Raw genomic sequence first — 11,126 nt, forward strand, 5'->3', positions numbered from 1 at the left:
ATTCGTGGCTTTCAAGGATTTACGCGAGTTTATCGAGGAACTGGAATCGCGCGGGCTTTTGCGCCGCATCAAGACGGAGGTTGACGCCGAACTCGAAATCACCGAGATCACCGACCGTGTTTCCAAGATGGAGGGCGAGAAGAACGTCGCGCTGCTCTTTGAGAACGTCAAGGGCTACGACATGCCCGTGCTCATGAACGCTTTCGGCAGCATGGAACGCATGAGCATCGCTCTGGGCGTCGAGAGTCTTGACGAGATCGCCGATGATCTGCGCGATTTCATGCGTCTGCCGAAGATCTCGCTCGCGAACAAGATGGATCTCGTCACGCTCATTCCGAAGATGCGCAAGGCGGTGAACTTCCCCAAGTACGTTAAGAAAGCGCCGTGCCAGGAAGTCGTAGAGATGGATAATCCGTCGCTCGACATCCTGCCGATCTTGAAGTGCTGGCCTGAGGACGGCGGCCCCTTCATCACGCTGCCGCTCGTCTTTACGAAGAATCCCGAGACGGGCAAGCGCAACGTCGGCATGTACCGTCTGCAAAAATACGACAAGAATACGACGGGTATGCACTGGCATATTCATAAAAACGGCGCGGAGAACTTCCGCGCGGCGAAAGAGCAGGGCAAGGACCGCATCGAGGTCGCCGTTGCCATCGGCACGGATCCCGTCCTCACGTATGCCGCGACGGCGCCCCTGCCGCGCGACATCGACGAGATGGTTTTCGCGGGCTTTCTGCGCCACAAGTCGGTCGAGCTTGTCAAGTGCAAGACGGTCGACATCGAGGTGCCGGCGACGAGCGAGATCGTCTTGGAAGGCTATGTGCTGGAAAGCGAACGCCGCCGCGAAGGGCCGTTCGGCGACCACACAGGCTATTATTCTCTGGCGGACGATTACCCCGTGTTTCACATCACCTGCATCACGCACCGCAAGAATCCGATTTATCCGGCGACGATCGTCGGCAAGCCGCCGATGGAGGACTGCTTCCTCGCGAAGGCGACGGAGCGCATCTTCCTGCCTCTTTTGCAGCAGATGGTGCCCGAGATCGTCGACATCAATATGCCGCTCGAAGGCGTGTTCCACGACTGCTGCGTCGTCTCCATCAAGAAGACGTACCCGATGCAGGCGCGCCGCGTCATGCATGCGATCTGGGGCATGGGGCAGATGATGTTCTGCAAGATGATCATCGTCGTCGACGCGCATGTGAACGTGCAGGACATGAAGGAAGTCTGGTGGCGTGTCTTCAACAACATCGACGCGAAGTACGACCTTGAGATGGTCGAAGGACCTCTCGACGTGCTCGATCACTCCTCGCCGATGGCGAAGTGGGGCACGAAACTCGGCATCGATGCGACGAAGTCGTGGCCGGAAGAGGGGCATACGCGCGAATGGCCGGACGAGATCGTCATGACGGACGAGGTCAAGGCGCGTGTCGATGCGAAGTGGAGGGAACTCGGACTTGGCTAAACTCGGTGCGCACATCAACAACATCGCGCTCCATCATATCGTCTTCGCCCTGCCGTTTGCCTACATGAGCGCATTTTTGGCGGCGGGGGGGATGCCGCCCGTGATGGATCTCGTCTGGATCACGGTCGCCATCGCAGGCGCGAGGAGCGCGGCGCTCGCCTTGGACAACCTCGCCGACTTGAAGTACGACAAGAAGCAGCCGCGGCTCGCCTCACGCGCCATGGTGCGCGGCGACTTGAAGCCGCGCGAGGCGAAGATCTCGATCGTTTTTTATCTCATCGTCTGTATCTTGGCGGTGGCGCAGCTCAGACCAGTCTGTCTTTGGCTTCTGCCCGTCGCCGTCGTGCCGTTCTTGATCTATCCGTATACGAAGCGCTTCACATTCCTGTGTCACTTGGTGCTGGGAATCGCCATCGCCATGGCGCCGGCGGGCAGTTGGGTCGCGGTGACGGGAGAGCTTCCTCTGCCTGCCGTCGTCCTCTGCGTCGCTGTGGCGCTCTGGATCGGCGCGTTCGATGCCGTCTACGGTTCGCAGGACGAGGCGTTCGACCGCTCGGAGGGGCTTCACTCGCTGGCGACGCAGTTCACGGCGCACGGTGCGCTCGTCATCTGCCGCTTCGTGCACGCCGCAAGCATCGCGTGCTTCTATGGCCTCGGCATCCTCATGGAACTGCAGTGGCCGTACTTCATCGGTGTCGGCGTCGCGGCAGGAACGCTCGTCTACCAGCACCGCATCGTGAGTGCTGACGACTACAGCCGCGTCACGCAGCGCTACTTCATGCGCAACGGCATCGTTTCTATCGCCATGCTCATCTTTACCGTGGCGAGCTTGTACGTTTGATGGGGGAGTGAAATATGACAGCCCGATTGCTCGAAGGCAAGGTCTTTGCCCAAAAGATCAAGGACGAGGCGCGGGAGGAGGCGCTGGCTTTGCGCAGCGTACTCGGCAGGATGCCGGGGCTTGCCGTCGTCATCGTCGGCGAAGATCCGGCATCTGAGGTTTATGTGCGCAACAAGGAGCGCGCGTGCGAGGCGCTCGGTTTTTTTTCCGCTCTGATCGCCTTGCCCGAAACGACGACGAAGGAGGATCTTCTCGCCGAGATCGACCGGCTCAATGCGAGTCGCCGCATCGACGGCATCCTCGTGCAGCTTCCTCTGCCCGCGCACCTCGCGAAGAGCGCGGCAGAGATCATCGAGCGCATCGACCCGAAAAAGGACGTCGACGGTTTCCATCCGATCAATATCGGCCGCCTCGTGGCGGGGGAAACCGCGCTCGTGCCATGCACGCCTGCAGGCTGCATGAAGATGCTCAAGCTCGCGGGGATTCCCGTCGCGGGCAAACGCGCCTGCGTCATCGGCAGGAGCAATATCGTGGGCAAGCCGATCAGCCATCTCTTGCTCGCAGAGAATGCGACGGTCACGGTCTGTCACTCGCGCACGGAAGATCTCGCCGCTGTCGCACGCGAGGCGGACATCCTCGTCGCTGCTGTCGGCAAGCCGCGCTTCGTGACGGCGGATATGGTGAAGCTCGGCGCGACGGTCATCGACGTCGGCATCAACCGCATCGCCGAGAGGAAGCTTGTCGGCGATGTCGATTTTGACGCCGTGAAGGAGGTCGCGGGCGCGATCACGCCCGTGCCTGGCGGCGTCGGACTCCTGACCATCGCCACGCTTATGGCGAACACGGTGCAGGCGGCGAAGATGCGAGTGGAAAAGTGAGGAGGAGCAGCCATGAAATCTGATGTGGAAATCGCACAGGCGGCGAAGATGAAGCCGATCGAGGAGATTGCTTCGAAGATCGGCCTTGCGCCTGATGATTTGGAGCTTTACGGCAAATACAAGGCGAAGGTCACGCTTGACGCCTGGCAGCGCGTCAAGGACAGGCCGAACGGCAAGCTCATCCTCTGCACGGCGATCAATCCGACGCCGGCGGGCGAGGGCAAGACGACGACGAGCGTCGGGCTGGCCGATGCGCTTTCTCGCCGAGGCCGCAAGGCGGCGGCTGCGCTTCGTGAGCCGTCGATGGGGCCGTGCTTCGGCATGAAGGGCGGCGCGGCGGGCGGCGGCTATGCGCAGGTCGTGCCGATGGAGGACATCAATCTGCACTTTACGGGGGACTTTCATGCCATCACGACGGCGCACAACCTCCTTGCCGCCATCATCGACAACCATATCCAGCAGGGCAACGCGCTTGATCTCGACGTGCGCCGCATCACATGGAAGCGCGTCCTCGATCTCAACGACCGCGCACTGCGCCATGTCGTCATCGGCATGGGCGGCAAGGCGCACGGCGTGCCGCGTGAGACGGGTTTTGACATCACGGTGGCGTCGGAGATGATGGCGATCCTCTGCCTCTCGCGCGACCTCATGGACATGAAGGAGCGTCTCGGACGCATCGTCATCGGTTACACGCGCTCGGGCAGAGCTGTGCGTGCCGACGAGCTCGGCGCGACGGGCGCACTGACGCTGCTCTTCAAGGACGCGATCAAGCCGAACCTCGTGCAGACGCTCGAAGGCACGCCCGTCTTCATCCACGGCGGTCCTTTTGCCAACATCGCGCACGGCTGCAACAGCATCATGGCGACGAAGTTCGCGTTGAAGTTCGCCGACGTCGTTGTGACGGAGGCGGGGTTCGGCGCCGACCTCGGTGCGGAGAAGTTCCTCGACATCAAGTGTCGCTTTGCGGGGATTTCTCCCGACGCCGTCGTCATTGTCGCGACGGTGCGTGCGCTCAAGATGCACGGCGGACTTTCCAAGAAGGAATTGGAGAAGGTTGACATGACGGCGCTCAAAAAGGGCATGGCGAATCTCGCCAAGCACATCGAGAACGTGCAGAAGTTCGGTTTGCCCGCCGTCGTCGCCGTCAACGCCTTTCCGACCGATACGGCCGAAGAGCTTGATTTCGTGCGCCGCGAGTGCGAGGCGCTCGGCGCCGAGGTCGCTCTGTCCGAAGTTTGGGCGAAGGGAGGCGAGGGCGGCGAGGCGCTTGCCGAGAAGGTCGAGGCGGCGCTTCAAAAGAAGGCGGACTTTCGCTATATCTACGATGAGAAGGAGACGATTCCTGAAAAAATCGGCAAGATTGCGCGTGAGATTTACGGCGCGGCAGGCGTCGATTTTACGAAGGAAGCGCAAAGAGAGCTTGAGGAATTGGAAGCGCTGGGCTTCGACAAGATGCCCGTGTGCATGGCGAAGACGCAGTATTCGCTTTCCGACGACGCCGCGCTTCTTGGCAGGCCCGAGGGCTTTCGCATCACGGTGCGCGAGCTTCGCCTCGCGGCGGGCGCGGGGTTTGTCGTCGCCCTGACGGGCAGCATCCTCACGATGCCGGGGCTTCCCAAGCATCCGGCGGCGATGGATATGGACATCACGGAAGACGGCAGAATCACGGGATTGTTCTGACAGGAGGCTGACGTTTATGAGCAAAGTGTCGCTTGAACTTGTGCCGCGCGACGAGGCGGCGCTGCGTGAAGAACTCGCGCAGACGAAAAAATATGAGGGAAAGATCGATCTCATCAACGTCCCCGACCTCCTGCGACTTCCCGTGCGCAGTTGGGAGGGCGCGGCGATTGCGGGCGAGACTTTCCCCGCTGTGCCGCACATCCGCGCCATGGACATCGACATCACGAAGCCGCTGCCCATGGCGGACTACCTGCGCGAACATGCGATTCGAGAAGTCCTCGTCATCGAGGGAGATGCGCCGCAGAACATGGCGCACACCGTCTATCCGACGGAGAGCATCGACGTCATACGGAAGTTCCGCGAGGAAATGCCCGAGATTCGAGTCTTTGCGGGCATCGACCAGTATCGCGGCAGCATGAGGCAGGAAGATTACCGCATCCGCCGCAAACTGCAGGCGGGCGCTGTCGGCTTCTTCACACAGCCATTTTTCGATCGCCGCTTCCTCGCGATGTATGCGGACATGCTCGAAGGCATCGAGGTTTACTGGGGGCTCTCGCCCGTGACCTCGCAGCGCTCTGAGAGCTATTGGGAGACGAAGAATCAGGTCGTGTTCCCGAAGGACTTCGAACCGACGCTTGCATGGAGCGTCGCGTTTGCGCGTGATGTTTTGGCAGAAGCGCGGGCAAAGGGTGAACACGTCTACCTCATGCCGATTCGCACGGGGATTGACGAGTATTTGGGCGGCATATTTGCCGAAGGATAAAGGGCGTGTCAGAAATCTGATTCTTTGTTTTTAATGCAGAGGAGGGGCATTGGAATGTACAGAATCTTAAAGAAACAAGAGTTGTCACCGGGCATCCTTGAGTACGATATCGAGGCGCCCCGCGTGGCGAAGAAGGCTTTGCCGGGGCAGTTCATCGTCCTGCGCGTCAATGAGGAGGGCGAGCGTGTACCGCTGACAATCGCCGACTTTGATCGCGAAAAGGGAATCGTCACGATCCTCTTCCAGGTCGTCGGCGCATCGACTGAGCTTCTCGCCTCTCTCCAGGAAGGCGATTCTATTCTTGACTTCGTCGGTCCTCTGGGGCAGCCGTCGGAGCTTTCCAATCACATGGGAACCGTCGTTTTCGTCGGCGGCGGCATCGGCGTCGCACCCGTTTATCCGATCGCACGCGCGGCGCATGAACTTGGCAACAAGGTCATCTCGATTCTCGGTGCGAAGACGAAGGACATCCTCATCTTTGAAGATCGCATGAGGGCGATTTCCGACGAGGTTCTGATCACAACGGACGACGGCTCCTACGGCATCAAGGGGTTCGTCACGAACGCCATCGAAGAACTCGTGAAGCGCGGCGAGAAGATCGACCAGGTCACGGCGATCGGCCCGGGCGTCATGATGAAGAGCGTCGCCGAAGCCACGCGCCCCTACGGCATCAAGACCATCGTGAGCCTCAATCCCATCATGGTTGACGGTACGGGCATGTGCGGCGGCTGTCGCGTGCAGGTGGGCGAGGAGATGAAGTTCGCCTGCGTCGACGGCCCCGAGTTCGACGGTCATCTCGTCGATTTCCAGGGATTGATGGCGCGCGGCAGGATGTACCGCACGCAGGAAGCGAAGGAGAAGGATCACATCTGTAACATCGGCTTGGGGAGGAATTGACATGGCGTTGGTGCTGGAAAAACATAAGATGCCTGAGCAAGACCCGAAGGTTCGCGCCCACAACTTTGAAGAAGTGGCGTTGGGCTACGATGAGGAAACGGCGATCGCCGAGGCTGAGCGCTGTCTCAACTGCAAGGTGCCGCAGTGCCGCAAGGGCTGTCCTGTGTCCGTGCGCATCCCCGAGTTTATCCAGAAGATCAAGGCGCACGATTTTGCGGCGGCGATCGACATCATCAAGGGCGACAATGCGCTGCCCGCCGTCTGCGGCCGCGTCTGTCCGCAGGAGAACCAGTGCGAGAAGCTCTGCATCCTCGGCAAGCGCGGCGAGCCTGTCGGCATCGGCAGACTTGAGCGCTTCGCGGCGGATTGGCAGCTCGCGCAGGAAGAAGAGGTCAAGCCCGTCGAGTTCGCCCCGGACGCGCAGAAGGTCGCAATCATCGGCGCAGGTCCTGCGGGACTTTCGTGCGCCGGCGATCTCGCGAAAAAGGGCTACCGCGTGACGATCTTTGAGGCGCTGCATGTCGCGGGCGGCGTGCTCTCCTACGGCATTCCCGAGTTCCGCCTGCCGAAGGACGGCGTCGTGCAGAAGGAAGTCGAAAACCTCAGAAAGCTCGGCGTGACGATCGAGCTGAATTCCGTCGTCGGCAGGCTCTATACGATCGACGAACTCATGGAAGAAGAGGGATTCGACGCCGTCTTCGTCGGCACGGGCGCGGGCTTGCCGCATTTCATGAACATCCCCGGCGAAAACCTCAACGGCGTCTATTCCGCCAACGAGTTCCTGACGCGCTGCAACCTCATGAAGGCATACCGTTTCCCCGATTTTGCGACGCCGATTCACGTCGGCAGGGGCGTTGCCGTCGTCGGCGGCGGCAACGTCGCCATGGACGCGGCGCGCACGGCGCTGCGGCTCGGCGCGGAGAAAGTCTACATCGTCTACCGCCGCAGCGAGGAAGAACTGCCCGCAAGGCGCGAGGAAGTGCACCATGCGAAGGAAGAGGGCATCGACTTCCGCTTGCTGAACAATCCCGTCGAAATCTTGGGCAACGAAGACGGCTGGGTCAAGGCGATCCGCTGCATCAAGATGGAGCTTGGCGAGCCGGACGATTCGGGACGCCGCCGTCCCGTGCCCATCGAAGGCTCGGAGTTCGAGCTTCCCGTCGATACGGTCATCATGTCCATCGGCACGGGGCCGAATCCCATCGTCGCGACGACGACGCCCGGCATGGATACGACGAAGCGCGGCAACATCGTCGCTGACGAGGAGACGGGCGCTACGACGAAGGAAGGCGTGTTCGCGGGCGGCGACATCGTGACGGGCGCGGCGACCGTCATCCTGGCGATGGGCGCGGGCAAGAAGGCGGCCGCCGCCATCGACGAGTATCTGCAGAAGAAAAAGAACGTCTGAGCTTCGAAGAAGACCGAAGCGGCAGGCGTTTCCGAGGGACGCGGGAAGGGAGCGTCCCTCGGCGTGTGTATGGCGCGGCAGTGCCGCAGAAAGTGTTTTGCGAGGTGATCGCCATGATGAACTATATCGCGATTGATTTTGAAACGGCGACGGGCAGCATGAACTCCGCCTGCAGCGTGGCTACCGTAGAGGTGCGGGACGGACAGCTAAAGGAAGGGTGGACGACGCTCATTCAGCCGCCCGGACTTCGCTTCGACAGCTTCAACATCGGCATCCACGGCATAAGCCCCAAAGATGTGGCAGATGCGCCGACCTTCGCCGAGGTCTGGGAAGAGCTGAAGGAGCGCCTTGCCGGCAAGATCGTCGTCGCGCACAATGAGTCCTTCGACATGGGCGTGCTCAAGGCGTCGCTCCTTGCCAATCGCCTGCAGGCGCCGGATTTCCGCACATGCTGCACCGTGCGCATCGCACGCAAGGTTTGGCCTGCTCTTGATGATCACAAGCTCAATACCGTAGGCGCACACCTCAATATCAATTTCCGCCACCACCGCGCCTTGGACGATGCCAGAACGTGCGCCGCCATCCCGCTTTTTGCAGGCATGGAAACGGGCACCGACGACATAGAAGAGCTTGCGCAGAAAATCGGCGTAAGGATCGGCCGTTTCGGCGTGTGAGATAAGGAATAAAAGAGGCAGCAACTAGCCCTTTGTGAGTCGGTGCTGCCTCTTTTGATATGTGTTTGAAGTTTTTTCTTTGGTTTCAATAGTGCCCTTTGCAGGCTTTTACGATGATATTATCGCCTTCGACGGTGTATACGAGACGATTTTGTTCGTCGATGCGTCTGCTGAAATCGCCGCCGAGGTGCTTCAGCACTTCAGGCTTGCCAAGTCCGTTCAAGACGCCGTCGCGGTCGATGCTCTGCAGAAGTTGATTGATTTTTTTCAGCGTACGCTTGTCTTGCGTTTGCCAATAGAGATATTGTGCAAATGCGGGTTCTGTAAAGGTGATATTACTCATGTTCCATGGCCTTAAGCTCAGCAAACGTCTTCGTGATCGTGCGGCCTTCGCGAAGCGCTTGGTTGCTTTCTTCAAGCATCTTGAGATAGGCGGTTCTTTCTCGCTGGTGAAGTTCGGTAATCAATTTGTTGATGCAGCTGTCAATCGTAATCTTGTTCGATCGTGCGTAATCTTCCAGTATGCGGGCATTGGCATCATCAATCTCTATGGCAAGCGTGGTCATGGAAATCAAGCTCCTTTCCAGAGAATCTTTCGTTTTCTTGAGTATATCATTCTCCATTTCCTTGCGTCAAGTCGAGCGAGAAGTGCGATTCTTCCATGATCCCTGTCTGAAATAAGGCGACGATCTGCGCTGCGCTTACGGCTTGACTTCCTGGACGTTCACGCTAAATCACACGCACAAACGTCCACTTCGTGGACATAGTGCGCCGCCCTTACCAGAAACCTAGCCAATCAGTCTGCACCCTTCGAGTTTGACTTCTTGGGGTTTCGTGGTAAACTACACGCACAAACGTCCACTTTGTGGACATAGTGCGCCGCCCTTACCAGAAACCTAGCCAATCGGTCTGCACCCTTTGGGTTTGACTTCTTGGGGTTTCGTGGTAGAATGAAAAGACCTTGAGGGGGATGATGTGGAAGCAGTCATCAAGGAAGCGCTGAATTTATCAGTGCTTCCTCAAATACCTCTCCCACTTGAAGATTGAAAAGAGGCTATAAAAATGGAAAGACAGAAGAGAGTCTTGGCGATTCATGATATTTCGGGCGTGGGGAAGTGCTCGCTGACGGTGGCTTTGCCGATCATATCGGCGGCGGGCGTCGAGTGCTCGGTGCTGCCGACGGCGGTCTTGTCGACGCATACGGGCGGCTTCACGGGCTTCACCTATCGTGACTTGACCGAGGACATCTCGCCGATGGTCGCGCATTGGCAGTCGCTTCGTCTGAAATTCGACGGCATCTACACGGGCTTTCTCGGCTCTTTCGAGCAGATCAAGCTTGTCGGCGATGCTTTCTCCGCCTTGGCGGACAAGGATACGCTGCTCGTCGTCGATCCTGTGATGGCGGACGGCGGCAAGCTTTATTCCATTTTCGACGAGACATTCCCGCCGGCGATGAAGGGGCTTTGCTCCAAGGCGGACATCATTCTGCCCAACATGACGGAGGCAGCGTTCATGCTCGGCGAGGACTACGCGGAAGGTCCCTACACGCGCGAGTATGTGGAAGGTTTGCTGCGCCGCCTGGCGAAGGCGATTCCCGTCAAGCATATCGTGCTGACGGGCGTCTATTTTGACGACAAGGAACTTGGCGCGGCGGTTTATGATGCGGCGGCGGACAATGTTTGCTATGTCCTCGGCAAGAACATTCCGGGCAGTTACCACGGCACGGGCGATGTGTTCGGCAGCGCCTTCGTCGGCGCAGCGGTCGGTGGCAAGCTGATCGCGGAGGCCGCACGCATCGCCGTCGACTATACGGTGGAGTGCATCGCCTGGACGAAGGAGGCGGGTACGGACATCCGCTACGGCGTCAACTTCGAGCGCTACCTCGGAGACTACAGCAGGAAACTCGGTCTTTGAGGCCGGATATATGCCGGAACGCGCATGTCGAAGGCTTGCAAGGGCGAAGGAACTGTGCTATAATGCCAGAGAAGTTTTAAGGAAACGCTGATAAAATGAAGTTGCCCAGATTTGCACAGATACGCTGTTCCTGTCAAGGAGACAAACCGCAGGCGTAGCAGTGGCTACGTCGAGGATTTGGCGACGACGACAGGGCAGTGTAGATGTGTGAAGATGGGTAGCTGAATTTATCAGTGATTCCTTAAGGAATTCCGTAGCTACGACGCCGATTTCTCCGACGACGCCGTGGCCGCAGGAGAAAAGAAAGACGCTTAGGAGGGCTTATTCATGCTGACACAGGAAGCAAAGCAGAAGATCATCGAGGAAAATGCCGTACACGAAGGCGACACGGGTTCGCCCGAGGTGCAGATCGCGCTCTTGACGGCGCGGATCGTCTACCTCACGGAGCATCTGAAAGAGCACAAGAAGGATCACCATTCGAGACGCGGTCTTTTGAAGATGGTCGGTCATCGCAGGAGGCTTCTGAGCTACCTCTACAACAGTGACATCGAGCGCTATCGCGCGATTATCGCAAAACTGAACTTGAGGAAGTAAGAGAGAGGCGGG

Annotated in this window: 12 protein-coding genes; 10 read left to right on the forward strand and 2 right to left on the reverse strand. The window is 59.1% G+C overall.

From position 1 onward, the window contains the following. Window positions 1–4: 4 nt before the first annotated feature. From HMPREF1153_RS04105 to HMPREF1153_RS04140, 8 genes are all read left to right on the forward strand, one after another. Window positions 5–1,465: a menaquinone biosynthesis decarboxylase gene (locus HMPREF1153_RS04105; protein WP_009645724.1), complete on the forward strand. Its 1,461-nt coding sequence runs from the start codon at window positions 5–7 to the stop codon at window positions 1,463–1,465. Further along, a complete protein-coding gene (locus HMPREF1153_RS04110) occupies window positions 1,458–2,306 on the forward strand; it encodes a 4-hydroxybenzoate octaprenyltransferase (protein WP_009645718.1) in 849 nt (282 codons plus the stop codon). Before HMPREF1153_RS04105 ends, HMPREF1153_RS04110 begins: the two co-directional genes overlap by 8 nt. Before the next feature lie 14 nt (window positions 2,307–2,320). Next, window positions 2,321–3,184 (forward strand): bifunctional methylenetetrahydrofolate dehydrogenase/methenyltetrahydrofolate cyclohydrolase FolD, encoded by an 864-nt coding sequence (gene folD, locus HMPREF1153_RS04115; RefSeq protein ID WP_009645658.1) that lies wholly within the window; start codon window positions 2,321–2,323, stop codon window positions 3,182–3,184. Window positions 3,185–3,196: 12 nt separating this feature from the next. Next, complete coding sequence (locus tag HMPREF1153_RS04120) at window positions 3,197–4,864, forward strand: formate--tetrahydrofolate ligase (protein WP_009645734.1); 1,668 nt, start codon at window positions 3,197–3,199, stop codon at window positions 4,862–4,864. Between the two features lie 16 nt (window positions 4,865–4,880). After that, on the forward strand, window positions 4,881–5,627 hold the full coding sequence (locus tag HMPREF1153_RS04125; RefSeq protein ID WP_009645641.1) for a methylenetetrahydrofolate reductase: 747 nt from the start codon (window positions 4,881–4,883) through the stop codon (window positions 5,625–5,627). Window positions 5,628–5,681: 54 nt separating this feature from the next. Next, the gene (locus HMPREF1153_RS04130; protein WP_009645656.1) at window positions 5,682–6,524 is read left to right on the forward strand and encodes a sulfide/dihydroorotate dehydrogenase-like FAD/NAD-binding protein; all 843 of its coding nucleotides are present in this window, start codon (window positions 5,682–5,684) and stop codon (window positions 6,522–6,524) included. Window position 6,525: 1 nt separating this feature from the next. Next, a complete protein-coding gene (gene gltA, locus HMPREF1153_RS04135; protein WP_009645622.1) occupies window positions 6,526–7,932 on the forward strand; it encodes an NADPH-dependent glutamate synthase in 1,407 nt (468 codons plus the stop codon). 65 nt (window positions 7,933–7,997) lie between these two features. Continuing rightward, entirely contained in the window at window positions 7,998–8,606 is a 609-nt protein-coding gene (locus HMPREF1153_RS04140) for a 3'-5' exonuclease (RefSeq protein WP_009645652.1), read from the forward strand. An 85-nt stretch (window positions 8,607–8,691) separates the two neighbouring features. On the opposite strand, the gene HMPREF1153_RS04145 is transcribed toward HMPREF1153_RS04140, so the two are convergent. Both HMPREF1153_RS04145 and HMPREF1153_RS04150 read right to left on the reverse strand, forming a co-directional pair. Then, complete coding sequence (locus HMPREF1153_RS04145) at window positions 8,692–8,949, reverse strand: Txe/YoeB family addiction module toxin (RefSeq protein WP_009645629.1); 258 nt, start codon at window positions 8,947–8,949, stop codon at window positions 8,692–8,694. After that, window positions 8,942–9,172 (reverse strand): hypothetical protein, encoded by a 231-nt coding sequence (locus tag HMPREF1153_RS04150; RefSeq protein ID WP_156810547.1) that lies wholly within the window; start codon window positions 9,170–9,172, stop codon window positions 8,942–8,944. The genes HMPREF1153_RS04145 and HMPREF1153_RS04150 overlap by 8 nt, the downstream gene beginning before the upstream one ends. A 496-nt stretch (window positions 9,173–9,668) precedes the next feature. On the opposite strand from HMPREF1153_RS04150, the gene HMPREF1153_RS04155 reads away from it, so the two are divergent. Continuing rightward, window positions 9,669–10,520 carry a pyridoxamine kinase gene (locus tag HMPREF1153_RS04155; protein ID WP_009645612.1) on the forward strand — a complete coding sequence of 284 codons (852 nt, stop codon included), beginning with the start codon at window positions 9,669–9,671 and terminating at the stop codon, window positions 10,518–10,520. Between the two features lie 327 nt (window positions 10,521–10,847). Continuing rightward, the gene (gene rpsO, locus HMPREF1153_RS04160) at window positions 10,848–11,114 is read left to right on the forward strand and encodes a 30S ribosomal protein S15 (protein WP_006192940.1); all 267 of its coding nucleotides are present in this window, start codon (window positions 10,848–10,850) and stop codon (window positions 11,112–11,114) included. Window positions 11,115–11,126: the final 12 nt, after the last annotated feature.

Origin of the sequence: Selenomonas sp. CM52 (genome assembly GCF_000292955.1) — a bacterium.
GTDB lineage: Bacteria > Bacillota > Negativicutes > Selenomonadales > Selenomonadaceae > Selenomonas.

Excerpts from the sequence above, each read along its gene's own strand:
- HMPREF1153_RS04145 (WP_009645629.1), bottom strand. The coding sequence starts at position 8,949 with ATGAGTAATATCACCTTTACAGAACCCGCATTTGCACAATATCTCTAT.
- folD (WP_009645658.1), top strand. The coding sequence starts at position 2,321 with ATGACAGCCCGATTGCTCGAAGGCAAGGTCTTTGCCCAAAAGATCAAG.
- rpsO (WP_006192940.1), top strand. The coding sequence starts at position 10,848 with ATGCTGACACAGGAAGCAAAGCAGAAGATCATCGAGGAAAATGCCGTA.
- HMPREF1153_RS04155 (WP_009645612.1), top strand. The coding sequence starts at position 9,669 with ATGGAAAGACAGAAGAGAGTCTTGGCGATTCATGATATTTCGGGCGTG.
- HMPREF1153_RS04125 (WP_009645641.1), top strand. The coding sequence starts at position 4,881 with ATGAGCAAAGTGTCGCTTGAACTTGTGCCGCGCGACGAGGCGGCGCTG.
- HMPREF1153_RS04150 (WP_156810547.1), bottom strand. The coding sequence starts at position 9,172 with ATGACCACGCTTGCCATAGAGATTGATGATGCCAATGCCCGCATACTG.
- HMPREF1153_RS04120 (WP_009645734.1), top strand. The coding sequence starts at position 3,197 with ATGAAATCTGATGTGGAAATCGCACAGGCGGCGAAGATGAAGCCGATC.
- gltA (WP_009645622.1), top strand. The coding sequence starts at position 6,526 with ATGGCGTTGGTGCTGGAAAAACATAAGATGCCTGAGCAAGACCCGAAG.
- HMPREF1153_RS04130 (WP_009645656.1), top strand. The coding sequence starts at position 5,682 with ATGTACAGAATCTTAAAGAAACAAGAGTTGTCACCGGGCATCCTTGAG.